This window comes from Clostridium sp. FS41 (assembly GCF_000954015.1).
Taxonomy (GTDB): domain Bacteria; phylum Bacillota; class Clostridia; order Lachnospirales; family Lachnospiraceae; genus Enterocloster; species Enterocloster citroniae.
This window is the reverse complement of record NZ_JYHN01000081.1, coordinates 22,334-37,739: the sequence shown is the minus strand read 5'-3', so window position 1 is coordinate 37,739 and position 15,406 is coordinate 22,334. Positions and strand designations below refer to the sequence as shown.

Sequence of the window (15,406 nt, the reverse complement as noted above, 5' to 3'; positions counted from 1 at the left end):
GCTGCAAATATTCATATACCATAAAATAACAAATCAACCAACATTCCAGCACCAGTAGACATTAGAATTGAAAAAACAAGGTACAGAATAAAATGCTTTGCTCCAAGAACAATTTTTACCGCCCCCAAATTGGTAAGCTTCGTAGCGGGCCCGGCAATCATAAAGGCGGTGGCGCTGCCCTTACTCATCCCCTCTCCCAGCCAGGCTGCAATCAGAGGAATCGTCCCACCGCCGCAGGTATAAAGAGGAATGCCAAGAGCCGCTGCCATCAGTGCGCCCAGTCCCTGATTCGCTCCAAATAAACCGGTAACCCACCGGGACGGCACATACCTCTGATATAGGGCAGTCAATAGAACTCCCAACAAAAAATACGGAAAGGTTATCCTTATATTGCGTCCCATATTTTTCAAAAGACGCCTCACAATATTCGCCTCACTATCTCGGTTTTCCGGCAGATCAAAATCCGTAAACTTGTAAAAGCTTCTTTGTTTAAAAAAAATATGTATGAGAAGTCCGCCTGCGCAGCCGCATATAAAGGCCGCCAGCAGACGGAGCATTGCAATCTCTGTCCCCAGCGCAAAAGAATAAAAGAACAGTTGTGGATTTAGCAGGACAGAACTCATCATAAATGCGGTTATCCAGTCCTCGCGCATCCCACTTTTAGAAAAAGAGGCGGCAATGGGAATAGTCCCATACATACAGAGCGGGGAAAGTATTCCCAATGCGGAGGCGGGAATAATTCCCCATATCCCCATCTTTCGTTTTCCCAGCGAAGACATTCTGTCATGGATATGTTTCTTGAGAAAAACAGACATCAGGGAACCAATCAGAATCCCCACCGCCCAGTAAAAGAAAATCTGCCGGAACTGCAGGTCAAAATAATACCAGATATAAATAAATTCCCTGTGAAGTGCTTCAATCATAGCTCTACCTCAATTCCAGTATTTGAAAAATTATCTTTGCAGCCATCTTTGTCTTTTACTCATCAAGATTAACCAGCGTATAGATCCTGCTCCCCAGCCCTATCTTCTCCGCCTGCTCCAGGGTGTGAATACCATTTCTGGATTCAATCCGATTCACCAGGGACTGTCCGTCCGCAGCAGCATAAACCAGGTCAACGCATGCCTGATCCAGGGCCACCGGGTCGTAGGAAGCCAGGATTCCTATATCATGCATATCCGGCTCAGCAGGGCTTGTATCACAGTCACAGTCCACACTTAGACGGTTCATCACATTGATATAGAGGATGTTCCCATTCAGAGCATCCGCAACCGATTTTCCGGCCTCCGCCATGGATTCCAGGAACGGGTCCTGAGAAGCGCTCCACATGCTCCCGCCCTTTCCTGCCGTGTGAATATGGTTTTTACCTTCCGCTGATGCAAGCCCAATGGAGATATTTTTAATTGCTCCCCCGAACCCAGCCATAGCATGGCCTTTGAAATGGGACAGTATCACATAGTAGTCGTAGTCAGAAAAATGCTCTCCCACATAATTTTCCGTCAGATTGGTTCCTCCTGTAACCGGAAGCGTCATGGAACCGTCCTCATCCATGATATCTATATCAGCAATGGCAGTATAACCATGATCTTTTGCTACCTGATAATGCATGGCCGTGTTGGACCTGGCCCCTCCATAGGCAGTGTTGCACTCTACAATTGCTGCCTGCAGGGACTGGACAAGACCGCCAATCAGGTCTGTGCGCAGATAGTTACTCCCCGGTTCTCCGGTAGACAGCTTTACCGCTACCCTGCCGGTTGGGGCCGCGCCCAGCGCCTGATAAATTTCCATAAGACTGTCTGAATTGATATCCGCCGTCATATAAACGACAGCCCCTTTCTCCGGCTGTCCTGCCATAGAGATTTCTGAGGACGTTATGTTCTGTACCTCGGAAGTGCTTTTCCCGCTGCCCTCTTTCTGGCTATTCATATTTTGAGGAACTGCCTCTTCCGGCTGCGAGCAGCCTGCCAATAAAGCGGCTGACGCAACAACCGTCACGATAAAATGTATTTTCTTGTTCATAATATCCTTTCTGCCCTCTGGCGATTACGATCGACTGCATGATTTACGTTCCATGCCCATTGCAGTTTTTAGCATTTTGGTAATCAGGAGTTCTCCTTTCCAATCTCCATCGTAATCGGACCGCATTTCTGCTCATAAGTGTCCAGCTTGTAGTTGATAACGTCAAGGCTCTCCTGCATTTCCATCAGCCTTGCCTCCAGGCTTTCCTTTGCTTCCATCAGAATCTCTTTCCTTGCCGCTTTTGTTTCCTCGCCCTTTAAGGCAAGCTGCACATACTCCCGAATTGCCTCCAACGCCATGCCGCCTCTTTTAAACCTCATAACAAAGTCAATCCAGTTTAAAACTGTATCATCATAGATGCGGATGCCAGACTCGCTGCGGGGTACTTCAGGAATCAGTAGATTTTATTATTTACTCGTCCTTTTCAATCTGCAATATTCCGGACAGGCTGTGAATATTCTCTGTTCCCGAGACAGCCTGCCCTAATTCATACAGCTGTCCGTTGGGACTGTACTCTCCGTAGAACATGACCACATCTCCCCATGGAGCATAGTAGGCCAGCGTACCCATGCCGGAAGCCGCCTGCGGGGTATCTGTGACATCCAGCTTTTCCGGAGGATAAAAGATCTTTTCATTGTTGCTGAAATTCTCAACATCCAATGACAAGGGAAGCTGCCGGTACAGGCTCTTTGCCGCCGCACTGTCATTTAATTCAAACACAATGGTGTTCTCTCCCGCCACAATACGAATCCTTGTTTTTTCATTTTCTGCCAAAGCAGGTTCGGAAGTTTCTTCCTGCAGAGCGGTTTCTATGGCTGCCGCACTGGTATCAGCCTGGTCACTAACCACACCGGGGCCGACTTTGGTTTCCATCCGGCTATTTACAATCCCGGGGCCTGCCGCTTCAGCCGTTGTCTGGGCCAGAGCGGTATTTACTCCGCTCCTCTGGCATGCTGCCAGGGTTATCATTGCAAAAGTGACCATCATAAAGCTCAAGATTTTTCTCATCTGATTTCATCCTTTCCTGTTTGACATAAGTTACTACTGTGCCCACTGAATAGACACAATTTTGTTGCTCCAGCCCTCCAGAACCGGGTTGTTCTCCACTGCCTCGCTAAGCTCCCCGGTTCCCTCAATATAACCTACTTTTGTATACTCCCCTGTCACCTCAGCGTCATGGTAAAACAGGATCATCCGGTTCGGCTCGGAATAATACACTTCCCCGGCCCGCTCCGAAGTGATGGTTTCCGGGTCTGATGGTATGGTATATCTGCCCGGAATGTCGTAATACTGCATAACTTCATGATTTTCAAAATCGTCATAATGATAAATTGGCAGATTCCAGGAAGCCTCGCCCACATCTCTCGCAATCTCTGCCGCAGTGTCATTATCATATAGACGCAGAATAAACGGCTCCCCGTCATAGCCAAATCGAATCTCCAGATCCGGCAATTCCCCCACCGCCCCGGCCTGGGCGCCTTCCTGTCCACTGTCTACGGTATTTTCAGTCTGTATGGCTGCCGCCTCTGTTTCAGCCTGCGCCTCTGTTCCGGCAGAACGCCCGGAACAGCCGGCCACCGATAAAACCAACAGCGATGCAACCAACAACACATTTATTTTTTTGAACATATCTGATACTTCCTCTCTTGTTTTCTAAATTCAGTATAACAACGTAAAAGTTCAATAGCAAATACTTATAAATAATGAAAAATCATTCTAATTAGGAATAATCATTCATTAACGCCGTCAATTCCACTTTCCTTACCCGGCCGGACACCAGATACGCAAAAAGCAGGAACAGTCCCGTCACCATACCGGCCGGCGCCACACTGCCCGCTGGCCCGAAGCCGGAATGGAATGAGCCGATTCCAAACAGCTTTAAAACCGAGGCAATCATCCGGTCCGCAAAGACGCCGCTTAACAGAACACCAACGGCAGCGCCGGAAGCGACCACTACGCCAAAACGGAGAGTAAATGCCAGACGGAGCCGCCCCGCCGTAAAACCGATACTTTTATAAACCGCCATATTCCTCTGTTCCGTGTGCAAAAGCCTGCTTCCGATCAGAAACATGACAATAAAGATAAAGAGTGCCGCCACCATGTACATGAAAATGGTCAGGGTGTGCATGGTACTCACAATTCCCTCCAGCCCGGACCAGCTATTCGTATGGACAGATACATCCACCCGGTAAGCAGCCTGCAGGGCAGCCAGCGCCTCATCCTTCCCCCCGCTGTCGGAGAGGATATAGTGATAACACCAGATAAAACCGTTTATATCTCCAATCCTTTCATAGCCCTCCCGGCTCATTCCGATATTTCCGCCCATCTCGTTGGCGCACTCATAAATCCCGCTGATTTGGTAGGACTGTTTCCGATTTTCCTCTGACACGGTCACCAAATCCCCGATTCCTGCCCCCAGATCTTCTGCTGCAAACTCCGTAACCACAATCCGGTCAGCGCCGCTGGGCGGCTCCCCGGCCAAAAGGTGAAACCGTTCCGGCTCATTGATCACATTTGCCGTATAATCCACTCCATTGACGGCAACGCTCTGCATAGCCAGCTGATAACTCTCCTCGATGGGAGAATAGGACGCAATCATCCGTTCCACTTCTCCCATATCCACGGTGCGCATGGGCTGTACCCCCAAATCGTGGTCTGCGGCGCTGAAGGCATTCATAAGCCCTTCCCCCTCCGGCCCCAGCCAGCGGTTCATCCGCCCAATCGCAGAAGAAAAGAATACCAGAAGAACCGTCACCATAAAAATCCCCATATACCGCCTTTTCCCTGAAGCCAGCTCCCGGACTGCCAGAGATAAACTCAATGCCCGGGGATTTATCCCCGTTTTCCTTCCTTCCGTTCCTGCGCCTCCTGACCCCGGCCTGCCGCTGTCATTTCCCTGTATCTGGCCATTGATGGCACGGATCGGTGAAATTCCCGCTATTCGTATGGTTTTCAGATAGATAAACAGGATAAAAATAACCAGTATCAGCAAAAAAACAAACAGGCATGTGCCATAGGGAACTGCTGTAGGAATGCGCATTCCGGTGGATGTTACCATAACCTTTGAGACAGCGTCCGCTGCAACCCCGGATACAGCCAGTCCTGACGCCATGCCAATCACAAGGAGGATTCCATACTGAGAAACCTGTACCAGCCGTAATTTTGCAGAGGTACAGCCAATCGTCTTTAAAATCCCCATATCTTTATAATCCTGTTCGATCGTGCTAACGATGCTGTGTCCCATAACAATCATGGCTACAAAGGTGAGGATAGCGGAAAAGGCTGCCAAAAAGCCCGTAAATAGATTCTGCAATACCAGCATGAAGCCATAGATTGAAGAATAGGAATACACAAACTCCGTGCCGGAACCGAAAAGAGTCCGTTCATGAAGCAGGCTGTTAAACTCTGCATAGGGCAGGAGGCTGTCTTCTGCCTGAAAGATATGGAGCATGGCCCCCTCCCTCCCAAGAACCTGGAAACTGTCCGCTGTCCTTATATCTGTAAGAACCCGTTCAAAGTCCGTCTTGCCAATTAAAAAGCTTTTCATATCAATCATGGAACTGCCCATAAACGGATCTTCAAAATAACCTTTCACTGTAAATACCGCATTCCCACCATCCCTGGCCAGCTCAAAATGAATCCGGTCACCAATCCGCGCATTGTAATGCTCCCGCATCACCGGAGACAGGTAAATATCCCCGGGCTCCATTGCCGGCTGCGCTGCATAACCGTCCAGATCAAGGCTCAAAAAGCGGTAGGGATACGCTTCCGGCTCATATGCAAGCAGCTGCCCTTCGGTGTCGGAATGAACTCCGTTTATCTCATAGCCTGCAAAAACCAGAGGCTGGACACGCACCTCATCCACCTCGTCAAGATTACCTGTTTCGGCCGCAGCAGCATCTGTCTCCACACGGCTGTTGATCCACACCGTAATGTCCCCAAAACCAAGCCGGTCCAATTCCTGACTGATATACTGTCCGGAGTTCAACCACACGGCAATGGCTGTTGCAAGGGTGAGGGACACCACAAATATCAGGACAGAGATGCCAATCCTGCTTCCCCTGCGCCCCCGCCTGCCGGCCTGTAAAAGTGTTATCACATCCATATCTCAGCCTCCGTTCTATCACCATTCCAAGTCAGCCAGCCATGCGTTTAACCGGCTCTCCCGCTCCCTGGAGGCGCTCTTTATAAAAGGTGTCAGAGTTAACTCCCCCACGTTTTTTCCATCTTCCAGGTAAATAATCCGATTGCCGCGTACAGCAGCCCGCAGGTCATGAGTCACCATAATGATACTCTGGCCATCCAGATTAAGCGCAGTCAGAAGATCCAGCACCTCCTCCGTATTCCTCCGGTTTAAGGCTCCTGTCGGCTCGTCTGCGAACATAATCACCGGTTCGTGAATCATAGCCCTGGCAATGGCGGCCCGCTGCGCTTCCCCTCCCGATACCTCGCCCGGCAGACGGCTCCCCGCTTTTTCAATCTTCATCTGCCGCAGCAGCTCATCCGCCTTACGGCGCACCCCGCCTGCTTTGGTTCTCCCGCTTATATATCCGGCCACCGCCACATTCTCGAATAAGGTCAGATTGCTGATCAGATGGGACTGCTGGAACACAAAACCAAACTCTTCTGACCGAAGTTTCGCCATTCTGCGTTCATGATAACTGCTTATCTCTTCCCCACGGTAGAATACCCTTCCGTCCGTGATCCGGTCCATACCGCTTAAACAGTATAAAAGCGTGGATTTGCCTGCCCCGCTCGCTCCCATGATCACCGTAAAATCGCCCTTGTAAATATCCGCGTCTATGTGATTCAACACCTGATTTTTAACGCCCTTCCCGGAAAATGTCTTACAGATTCCCTTTCCGGAAATGATGATTTCTTTCATAGTGCCTCCTTTCATGCTATGATCAGCGGTTTCTTCCCGGTTCTTGGGTCCGGAAGTATATGTTCCACAAACCGCACATAGAATTGTACATAGTCCAACTGCTTTTCCGAAAGAATACGCCTCATCTGCCCCATCATCTGTCTGTGGATGAAATCCATCTTTGTGCTGTCTGAAACCTCGACCAGCATCTCAAATGTATCGTTCTCAGTCTGGCGGAACTGATAATCCAGCATTCCCTCGATACAGAACCCCTCAATGGCCAAAGGGTGTAAAAACTCCCGTTTACCCGTTCCATCCATAAACCATAACAGGTCTTCGTTTCTTCCCCGGATACTCTCCGCTCTTGTAAAAGGGCAACGGCCCTCCTGACCTTCCATCAGGCAGATCCGGTCAGAAATACGGTAACGGATCAATGGCTGTGCGTAATTGTAAAGCGAGGTTAAGTACATGTTTCCGTTTTCCACCTCTATGTAATTCAAATCATCAAACAGAACCATGCCCTCGGCAGGATCTGTTTCTACGCCCAGGGCAAGGGATTCGCTGGCGCCATAAATATTGACCACCTGTGCTGAAAAAACATGTTCCAGATAGCTTCTAAGCCCCTCGCTTAAAGGCTCCCCGCAGGAAATCACCCGGAGCACCTCCATTTTGACGTTTCCATTCTCTGTCAGTTCTCCGAGAATCTTGATTGCGGACGGATATCCAATAATCATGTTAGGGCGAAACTTCTGAATCCTCACCACCCACTCTTCCAGCGGGGTTTTAATATCCAGGAATAACTGGCTGGCATGAACGCCTTTAATTCCGTCCCCTACCGCCATAGCGCCACCATAGCGTCCGTCCGTGGCCGCAATATATACAATGCGGAGTCCGCCTGACAGCATTTTTAAGATCTGCGGCATCGTCATGTTCCACAGAGCGGCCCGTATAATCCCCACCAGCATCTCATTCCACGCCTTCTCATCATAGACAAAATATCCAGGCTTTCCGGTACTGCCGGAAGAATGGACTACATGGCAGTTGTCTCTAAAACGCCGCCTGTCCGCAGGCTCCTCCTCGTCAAAACGCCGCAGTTCCTCCTGACTTAAACCAGGTATGGTCACCAGCTCATCAAAATGCTCCAAAAATTCCCTCTTGTCAATGGATGGGAACCGGTTCAGCGGAAGGTTCGGTATCTGCTTTCCGGTAATCCCGGCCTGCTCAAAGGTCCTGTGGTAATAAGCCGAGTTTTCGTATGCAAACAGAAGCAGCTTCCTAAGCTTTTTCTCCTGAAGTCTCCTAAGCTGCTCCCTGGTTTTTCCCGCGTTTCGTTTCATTTGATATAAGTTCTGTAATAGCCGAAAATAATTCATGCAGCCTCCTGTCCGTCCTGTGTTCAGGACGTTCACTGAATCCGGAATGTATAGACATTCCCATAATTTTCCCTGTGGTAATAGCGGGCTTCCCCCTGGCTCTGGTTGTAACAGATGGTCCACTCCGTAGATTCAAACTCACCGAAGTTATCCTTGCTGACACTGTCCATCGCATCCCTCAGCTCCTCCATATCCATTTCCGGTGTTTCCGACCGCTTTTTTGTCAAGATCTCATAACGGGTATGGGACTGTGTTGTGCCGATTCCCTGCTTCTCCCCTTCAGCCAGATAGAAATTAGTGACAACCGGGGAATCAGTCACTGCCATCTCCTGGTTTATATACTCCACCACAACACTGCGCCCCGCCCGGTCCGAGAGAGCAAAATGAACTGTCATTCCCATGGAGGCGTGCATATCATACGTTCCAAGAAGTTCAACAGCCTCCTCCACATCGGCCGCCTTGTCTAAGAGCAGGCGGACCGCCGTAGTCGTGGTAATATCCGGCTTATCTGTGGCCTGATCCACAGCATCGCTGTCCTGTATCATCAGCACCGCCACGCACAGCCCCATCTCGTTCATCCCGTCCATCGGCGCATACAGCGCGACACGAGTCCTCACCTGATCAGGAAGCACCGAGAGCAGCCTGCCATAACCGTTTGTCACAAAATCCATATTGACTGTGGATATGGACGCATAGCCATTTTCCGGATATGAGCTGACAATCAGTGCATTACACTTATTCCAATCAAAATTTCTTCCAAACAACTGCTCCCCATCCGGGCTTTGTACGGACAGCGCACTGCAGCCAAAGGCAGATTCCCTAAATTCCAGTCCGGCGGCCCCCATGACCACATGACGTGACAGATAATCAATGACCTCATCATCACTTGCCGCTCCTCCCTGATCTAAAAAGCCATCAAATCCATAATCCCCCTCATACCTCACCATGGAAAGACCTGGTTCCAGCTCCTCTACGTCTGCTGTGGGTATGAGAAGGGAAGAATCCATAGACAGAGCCTCCTCCGACTCCGTCCCGGTTGCGATCCCGCCCGGTTCCGCCGTTTTTTTGCCGTCTTTATCAGGAATCTCCTGCCCCCTCATATTACAGCCCCCGGTCACAAGCAGAGCCGCAGCCAGAGCAGCGCACAGCATGATTCTTTTTCTACGCTTCATTTCATTTTCTCCTCGTCTGCTTTCTTTTTTTCGTTATATTCCCGGAACAGCCGCCTGATTATCAGAATTGCCATACAGTCACACACACCGCCCACGGAGGAAAAAAGCAGATGTACATTCCCTTAACGGAAGCGCATCTGCTTTCTACTCTGGTACCTGGCATTTACCGCATGCTTGCTGCAAGTATTTCCACTATTTCATCATGATCCAGCTTCTTGTATCCTCCGTCCATGACGAAAGAGCCATCGGCAATCCCATCCAGCATGTCTACCGTCACGCCCAGTTCTTTTATATCCGTTACAAGGCCAATTTCCTTCATATAGGTTTCCATCCGGTCAAGCCCTTCCCCGGCAACCTCCTCATCGCTTCTGCCCAGTGGTTCCACGTCCCACACATTTACCGCATAGCGTTTAAACTTCGCCAGCCCATATGGACAGATATGGCGGTAATAAGCCATGGAAATGGCGGAGAGCGTCATGCCATGGGTCGCATCGGTGTATGCGCCTATTGCTGTATCTTTCATCCCCCTTTAGAAAATCTTCAGGCAGTGTAAGCAGGTTCTTGCGGCAATCCCAATCCCAATCACCGCCATTATCCCGCCACAGATCCGGTTCAGCCAGACGCTGTCCGCCGCCTTTGTTTTTCTGCTTATAAACAAGGTTCCCACGGCGAGCACGAGCCACCAGATACAGGTTCCCGTAAAGACCCCGCCCACCAGTCCCATACCACATGGAACGTTTAGGCGCCCGGTAATTCCGAAAAGCGAAAAAGCAAACAGAAATGACAGAACAGCCGCCGGATTTGTAATTGCAATCAAAAAGGAGGAACCAAAGAATTTAAAAAATCCCGATACACCGTTCACCTCACTGGCGGCTCCCCCGCCCGCTGACGCAATCCTGATTCCCATAAACAGAATCAGCACTCCCCCGGCTATTGCAATCACAGTCTGATACCGGAGTAAAAAATCAGATACAACCGTCAGCCCGAAAACACCAATCACCGCATATACCATGTCGGCGGCTGATGAGCCGATTCCGGAAACAAAACCGGCGCGCCAGCCATAAAGCAGCGTCCTCTGCACCGTCACAGCGCCGACAGCGCCCACTGGTATCCCAAAAAGCAGTCCGATAAAAATCCCGTCCAAAAAGTAACGGCCTGCCATCAGCACTGCCCGGAGGCCCATGCGCCATACGCAGCCACACTCTTTTTCAGCCGGGCCAGCCCCTCCCTCAACTGCTCTCTGGGACATGCCACATTCATGCGCAGATGCGACTGTCCGTTTCCATAGTCCTTCCCATCGGAAAGATAAAGCCCGCTGTCACTGCGTATAAAGCGGCAGAGCATCGTGGAATCGCCAATCAGCTTTCTGCAGTCCAGCCAGAGTAAGTATGTGGCGTCTGACGGGACTGCGGTAATCTCCGGTATTTCCAGGGCCAGATACTCCCTCACATAATCCTTATTGGCCTTTAAATAACTGCGCAGCTCCTCCAGCCATGCCTCCCCTTTGGTAAATGCCGCCACCGCCGCGGTGATGGCAAACACATTGGGCTCCGCCACCTCATCCGTATTCAATCCCCGATTCACCTTATGGCGCAGGTTTTCATCCGGCACCGCCACCGCCGCAGTCTGTAATCCAGCCAGGTTAAAGGTTTTTGTGGGCGCAATGCAGGTAATACTGTTTTTCCTGCACATCTCTGAGACAGAGGCAAACGGGATATATTCATGTCCGGGGTCTGTCAAATCACAATGTATCTCATCGGACAGCACCAGAACATGGTGTTTATACGCAAGTTCCCCCACCCGCTCCAGTGTTTCCCGATCCCATATCTTCCCGATGGGGTTGTGGGGATTGCACAGAATCATCATGGTTGTCTGGGGATTCTTAAACTTCTCTTCCAAATCCTCAAAATCAATCCGGTACTGTCCGTTGTCCCACCTAAGCCTGCTTTCCAGAACATTCCTGCCGTTGTTGCGGATGGAATTGAAAAAAACATTGTAAACCGGCGTCTGGATCACGATATTTTCCCCTGCCATTGTCATTTTCCGCACAATGCTTGATATGGCAGGCACTACCCCGGTGCTGAAAAGAAGCCATTCCTTTTCAATCAGGAACCCATGGCGTTTCTTCCACCAATCCTGTATGGCTTTGTACCAGGCATCCGGTACAACGGTATAGCCGAATATCCCATGGTCTGCCCGTTCCCGGATTGCCGCCATGATTTCCGGGGCTGTCTGAAAGTCCATATCCGCCACCCACATGGGAAGCTCCTGTTCTTCCACATCCCATTTCAGTGACGCCGTGCCCCTGCGATTCACGATTCTCTCAAAATCATACGGCACTTTTTAACACCTCCCCTGTAATAATCCTTGTCTGCTCCGGCACCACCTTTGTCTCATCCAGAATAATTTCCTGAATCTTATCCGCCCGGATTATTCCTGAGGCCGGATTCATCACACTGTCAATCATTCCATTGACCTGCACATCCACGGTGGAATATTCAAAGGCCTGGGTCGTATTCACCAGACGGCAGTTCTCCATCTCCAGATTCTCTATATAACACATGCCCTGAAGGCTCTCGATGACGCAATTGACAAATTTTAAGTTTCTGGAATTCCAGCCCAAGTATTCGCCTGCAATATAGGAATCATATACAGTCACATTTTCCGCGTTCCAGAAAGCATCCTTGGAAAGCATCCTTGCGTTGCGGATTTCCAGATTCTTTGCCCCGTCAAAAGAATAATTCCCCACCAGTTGGAACCCATTGATGTTCATATTACTGCAGTTCATTGCAAAATAGTCACCCCTGGCGGTCACCTGTTCCATTGTGATATCTTCACAGTTCCACAGGGTTTCGGCCGCATTCGTCATGGCCACACGTTTGAGGACAATGCCTTTCGTCCTGCGGAAATTCTTCGGCGCCTCAATAATGGTATCTTCTATGGAGATATTTTCCGTATACCAGATCCCCGCCCGCGCCATCTCAAACAGGGAACACTTTTTTAACACCACGTTTTTGGAGTACCACAGAGGATATTTCCACTGAAAGGAGCTCTCAAACAGTCCGATATCACTGCTCTCCTTTAATGGTGATTCCCCGTCAGCAAACGTGCTGTGGTTTATCTGTAAATTGCTGCCCTGAAAAAGTGCTCTTTCCCCAGTTAATAATTTCTGCTCAATCATTTTCTTCATCGTTATTCTCCCTTCGCATCTTTACTGTTCAAACCGGATATGATGGAGCCGGCAGACCTCATCTAAACTTGGGATATCCAGAATCAGGCTGTTGCCGGAATCCATTTTCCTGATTTTTTCCATATCCTCATCGGAAATGATAAAATCATCAATATCAAAATTCTGCTCCATCCTCTCTCTGTGAACGGACTTTGGAATCGCTGCGATTCCCTCCTGGCGAAGCCAGCGAAGGATCACCTGCGCCGGCGTCTTATTGTCGTCAGCTCCTATTCCCGCTAAAACCTCATTCCGGAATATTTGGTTCTTTCCCTCTGCAAATGGCGCCCACGCCATCATTCTGATGTTATATTGTTCCATCACCTTGCGAAGTTCCTTCTGCTGGCAGAAGGGATGCATCTCCATCTGGTTGACGGCAGGTACTATCTCATGGCTTAAAATCAAATCCGCCAGCCGGTCCGCAAGGAAATTGCAGACGCCGATTGCCTTCACTTTTCCGGCACGGTACAATTCCTCCATCGCCCTCCAGCTTCCATGATAATCGCCGTAGGGCATATGGATAAGATACAGATCCAGATAATCTGTCTGAAGATTTTTGAGGGTCTTCTCAAAAGATTCCATGGTTTTTTCGTAACCGGCATCCTGAATCCATACCTTTGAGGTGATGAACATTTCCTCTCTGGCAACCCCGCTTTCTTTGACGGCCCGGCCCACTGCCTGTTCATTTCCATAACAGGCCGCCGTGTCGATGAGGCGGTAACCCGTCTCCAGTGCGTCCCGGACACATTGTCCACACTGCTCTAAATCTGTAATCTGGAACACCCCGTAACCAAGCTGGGGCATTTCGATCCCATTGTTCAACTGCACTTTTACCATATTTTGCACCTCGCTTCTTTTTTATATGATTGAAATTCAGTCCTCTGTTGTAATTTTGACGGTTCCCGATAATGTCTCAATCAAATCTTTTCCGGAGATCACTGTTCCAAGTTCATATAATCCCCCGCCTTTGCCAAAATGACCGTAGAACATGACCACATTGCCCCACGGTGAATAATAAGCCAATGTTCCTTTACTGGCATTCGCCATGGGGGTTTTTGCCGTATTCAGTTTGTTTGGCGGATAAAATATTTTTTCAATGGAGCCGAAGTTTTCCACGTTAAGGTCCAGCGGAAGCTGTCCATACAGTTCTTTTGCTGCCTGACTGTCATTCAATTCGTAAACAACCTCACTTTTGTCTGCTTTTATTTTCATCTTCATCTGAACATCCCTATCCTCTCATTTTCTGTTCCAGTTCCCGGATTATAAAGTCAATGCAGTCCACCTTTTTTTGGCTTTTATGCAGGTCGTCCATCAGTGACCGCCGGCTCTTGTTTAAAAGCCGGATCTGATCCTTTGTGCGGTCCTCCTTCTCATAAGCAAGAAATTGTTCCGCTGTTCTTTCATCACATCCGCAGTCTTTCAGACATTTCACTGTTTCCTCTGCCGAACGTTGGTATTCAAACATTTCCATCACCTCTCTGTCGGTTCTTCGTTTACTACATTTAGCGTAATGCTTTTTTCTTAAAATAGCAAATAGTTATATAGAATAAATAATCATGCCTTACACGCATATTTTTCTTCTTATTTATTAAAATAAGTCTCTATTTCCTCCATCCTCTGCATCTGTCCAACATGGAACGGACATCGAAAATTGCAATGACCACAGGCAATACAATCGGAAGCCTTCTTCTCCAGATTTTTATAGTGGTCTTTTGCCAAAATATCACCGGCCCTGGACAAATCATAATATTTATTAATCAGTCCCACATCCAGCCCTGCAGGACACGGCTGGCAGTGATTGCAGTAGACGCAGATTCCCTCTGCTTCCTGTGGGGTAAAGCTGCCCAGAATGGAATAGTCTTTTTCCTCCTGAGAGGCATCGAGGAATCCGAGAATACGGTGCAGATCTTCCCGGTTGCGTACCCCGGGCAGAACCGTAAGTACGCCCGGCTTATCAAGGGCATATTCCAGACACTGGTATTCGGTCAGCGCACGCTTAAACGGGGAGGTGCCGGCATTTAAAAGCTGACCTGCGCAGAATGCCTTCATGACAGAAATGCCGACTCCCTCCGCCTCACATCTGCGGTACAGGGCCATCCGCTCGTCAACACTCCCGATTGCATACTCGCCATGCCTGTAATCATAGGCCGGATTAATGCTGAACATCAGCATATCAATCAGTCTCCGGTCCAGCACCTGGTTTACTACGGCAGGCGTATGGGAGGAAAGACCGATGTGCCGCACCACGCCTTCTTTCTTTAGCTGCCGGATATATTCCAGCGTGCCTCCGGATATCACCTTCTGCAGATCCGCTTCCTCATCAATACAGTGGATAAATCCAAAATCAATATAATCCGTTTTAAGCATATTAAGCTGCCAGTCCACAGAACGTTTGACCGCCTCTGTATTTAACGTCCAGCCATACGTTCCCGTGTGATAATCCGCACCGAAATGGATTTGAAAATATACATTTTTTCTATTCCCGGCAACCGCACGGCCAAATGCAGGAAAAGGCGCCGCATCTGCGGAAGCCATGTCAAAATAATTCACTCCATGTTCCAAAGCAAGTAAAGCTGTTGCCTCTATCTCACTTTCTCCTGCCTGCCCGATCGCACTGGTTCCAAGCCCCAAAATGCTGATTTGTTCCGTTCCTCTTGGAAATTTCCGATATTCCATATGTATATTCCTCCATATACTCTTTTTCATTAAGAAGCGAAACAACGAAAAGCACGCTTCGCGAACTTTTCATTGC

General features: G+C 49.2%; 17 protein-coding genes. All 17 read right to left on the bottom strand.

Features of this window, described 5'->3' with window-relative positions; all coding sequences use genetic code 11:
• Positions 1 to 11: 11 nt before the first annotated feature.
• The 17 genes from CLFS41_RS25680 to CLFS41_RS25600 all read right to left on the bottom strand — a co-directional run bounded on the left by CLFS41_RS25680 (position 12) and on the right by CLFS41_RS25600 (position 15,330).
• Positions 12 to 923, bottom strand: a complete 912-nt coding sequence (locus tag CLFS41_RS25680; protein ID WP_045093942.1) for a permease — start codon at positions 921 to 923, stop codon at positions 12 to 14.
• Between the two features lie 55 nt (positions 924 to 978).
• Positions 979 to 1,854: a DUF362 domain-containing protein gene (locus tag CLFS41_RS25675; RefSeq protein ID WP_329809271.1), complete on the bottom strand. Its 876-nt coding sequence runs from the start codon at positions 1,852 to 1,854 to the stop codon at positions 979 to 981.
• A gap of 248 nt (positions 1,855 to 2,102) precedes the next feature.
• On the bottom strand, positions 2,103 to 2,414 hold the full coding sequence (locus CLFS41_RS25670; protein ID WP_329809270.1) for a MerR family DNA-binding protein: 312 nt from the start codon (positions 2,412 to 2,414) through the stop codon (positions 2,103 to 2,105).
• Positions 2,415 to 2,430: 16 nt separating this feature from the next.
• Positions 2,431 to 3,027, bottom strand: a complete 597-nt coding sequence (locus CLFS41_RS25665; RefSeq protein WP_242856919.1) for a cyclophilin-like fold protein — start codon at positions 3,025 to 3,027, stop codon at positions 2,431 to 2,433.
• Between the two features lie 33 nt (positions 3,028 to 3,060).
• The gene (locus CLFS41_RS25660) at positions 3,061 to 3,648 is read right to left on the bottom strand and encodes a cyclophilin-like fold protein (RefSeq protein ID WP_045093940.1); all 588 of its coding nucleotides are present in this window, start codon (positions 3,646 to 3,648) and stop codon (positions 3,061 to 3,063) included.
• A 91-nt stretch (positions 3,649 to 3,739) separates the two neighbouring features.
• Positions 3,740 to 6,124 (bottom strand): ABC transporter permease, encoded by a 2,385-nt coding sequence (locus CLFS41_RS25655; RefSeq protein ID WP_045093939.1) that lies wholly within the window; start codon positions 6,122 to 6,124, stop codon positions 3,740 to 3,742.
• A gap of 18 nt (positions 6,125 to 6,142) precedes the next feature.
• The gene (locus CLFS41_RS25650; protein ID WP_045093938.1) at positions 6,143 to 6,904 is read right to left on the bottom strand and encodes an ABC transporter ATP-binding protein; all 762 of its coding nucleotides are present in this window, start codon (positions 6,902 to 6,904) and stop codon (positions 6,143 to 6,145) included.
• Positions 6,905 to 6,915: 11 nt separating this feature from the next.
• Positions 6,916 to 8,256 carry an AMP-binding protein gene (locus tag CLFS41_RS25645; protein WP_045093937.1) on the bottom strand — a complete coding sequence of 447 codons (1,341 nt, stop codon included), beginning with the start codon at positions 8,254 to 8,256 and terminating at the stop codon, positions 6,916 to 6,918.
• 32 nt (positions 8,257 to 8,288) lie between these two features.
• Positions 8,289 to 9,428, bottom strand: coding sequence for a C45 family peptidase (locus CLFS41_RS25640; protein ID WP_045093936.1), 1,140 nt, complete (start codon positions 9,426 to 9,428; stop codon positions 8,289 to 8,291).
• Between the two features lie 163 nt (positions 9,429 to 9,591).
• A complete protein-coding gene (locus CLFS41_RS25635; protein ID WP_082082693.1) occupies positions 9,592 to 9,951 on the bottom strand; it encodes an iron-containing alcohol dehydrogenase in 360 nt (119 codons plus the stop codon).
• A 6-nt stretch (positions 9,952 to 9,957) separates the two neighbouring features.
• Complete coding sequence (locus CLFS41_RS25630) at positions 9,958 to 10,590, bottom strand: LysE family transporter (RefSeq protein ID WP_045094021.1); 633 nt, start codon at positions 10,588 to 10,590, stop codon at positions 9,958 to 9,960.
• Positions 10,590 to 11,768: a MalY/PatB family protein gene (locus CLFS41_RS25625; protein ID WP_045093935.1), complete on the bottom strand. Its 1,179-nt coding sequence runs from the start codon at positions 11,766 to 11,768 to the stop codon at positions 10,590 to 10,592. The genes CLFS41_RS25630 and CLFS41_RS25625 overlap by 1 nt, the downstream gene beginning before the upstream one ends.
• Positions 11,758 to 12,618: a DUF3737 family protein gene (locus CLFS41_RS25620; RefSeq protein ID WP_045093934.1), complete on the bottom strand. Its 861-nt coding sequence runs from the start codon at positions 12,616 to 12,618 to the stop codon at positions 11,758 to 11,760. Before CLFS41_RS25620 ends, CLFS41_RS25625 begins: the two co-directional genes overlap by 11 nt.
• Before the next feature lie 21 nt (positions 12,619 to 12,639).
• The gene (locus tag CLFS41_RS25615; protein ID WP_045093933.1) at positions 12,640 to 13,491 is read right to left on the bottom strand and encodes an aldo/keto reductase; all 852 of its coding nucleotides are present in this window, start codon (positions 13,489 to 13,491) and stop codon (positions 12,640 to 12,642) included.
• A 36-nt stretch (positions 13,492 to 13,527) separates the two neighbouring features.
• Positions 13,528 to 13,872, bottom strand: a complete 345-nt coding sequence (locus tag CLFS41_RS25610; RefSeq protein ID WP_045093932.1) for a cyclophilin-like fold protein — start codon at positions 13,870 to 13,872, stop codon at positions 13,528 to 13,530.
• Positions 13,873 to 13,882: 10 nt separating this feature from the next.
• Positions 13,883 to 14,119, bottom strand: coding sequence for a hypothetical protein (locus CLFS41_RS25605; protein WP_045093931.1), 237 nt, complete (start codon positions 14,117 to 14,119; stop codon positions 13,883 to 13,885).
• A 116-nt stretch (positions 14,120 to 14,235) separates the two neighbouring features.
• The gene (locus tag CLFS41_RS25600) at positions 14,236 to 15,330 is read right to left on the bottom strand and encodes an aldo/keto reductase (RefSeq protein WP_045093930.1); all 1,095 of its coding nucleotides are present in this window, start codon (positions 15,328 to 15,330) and stop codon (positions 14,236 to 14,238) included.
• Between the last annotated feature and the right edge of the window lie 76 nt (positions 15,331 to 15,406).

Coding starts and splice junctions, on each gene's coding strand:
- CLFS41_RS25640 (WP_045093936.1), bottom strand. CDS start 9,428: ATGAAGCGTAGAAAAAGAATCATGCTGTGCGCTGCTCTGGCTGCGGCT.
- CLFS41_RS25615 (WP_045093933.1), bottom strand. CDS start 13,491: ATGGTAAAAGTGCAGTTGAACAATGGGATCGAAATGCCCCAGCTTGGT.
- CLFS41_RS25675 (WP_329809271.1), bottom strand. CDS start 1,854: ATGGCAGGACAGCCGGAGAAAGGGGCTGTCGTTTATATGACGGCGGAT.
- CLFS41_RS25635 (WP_082082693.1), bottom strand. CDS start 9,951: ATGAAAGATACAGCAATAGGCGCATACACCGATGCGACCCATGGCATG.
- CLFS41_RS25680 (WP_045093942.1), bottom strand. CDS start 923: ATGATTGAAGCACTTCACAGGGAATTTATTTATATCTGGTATTATTTT.
- CLFS41_RS25630 (WP_045094021.1), bottom strand. CDS start 10,590: ATGGCAGGCCGTTACTTTTTGGACGGGATTTTTATCGGACTGCTTTTT.
- CLFS41_RS25605 (WP_045093931.1), bottom strand. CDS start 14,119: ATGTTTGAATACCAACGTTCGGCAGAGGAAACAGTGAAATGTCTGAAA.
- CLFS41_RS25610 (WP_045093932.1), bottom strand. CDS start 13,872: ATGAAGATGAAAATAAAAGCAGACAAAAGTGAGGTTGTTTACGAATTG.
- CLFS41_RS25600 (WP_045093930.1), bottom strand. CDS start 15,330: ATGGAATATCGGAAATTTCCAAGAGGAACGGAACAAATCAGCATTTTG.
- CLFS41_RS25650 (WP_045093938.1), bottom strand. CDS start 6,904: ATGAAAGAAATCATCATTTCCGGAAAGGGAATCTGTAAGACATTTTCC.
- CLFS41_RS25620 (WP_045093934.1), bottom strand. CDS start 12,618: ATGAAGAAAATGATTGAGCAGAAATTATTAACTGGGGAAAGAGCACTT.
- CLFS41_RS25645 (WP_045093937.1), bottom strand. CDS start 8,256: ATGAATTATTTTCGGCTATTACAGAACTTATATCAAATGAAACGAAAC.
- CLFS41_RS25665 (WP_242856919.1), bottom strand. CDS start 3,027: ATGAGAAAAATCTTGAGCTTTATGATGGTCACTTTTGCAATGATAACC.
- CLFS41_RS25655 (WP_045093939.1), bottom strand. CDS start 6,124: ATGGATGTGATAACACTTTTACAGGCCGGCAGGCGGGGGCGCAGGGGA.
- CLFS41_RS25660 (WP_045093940.1), bottom strand. CDS start 3,648: ATGTTCAAAAAAATAAATGTGTTGTTGGTTGCATCGCTGTTGGTTTTA.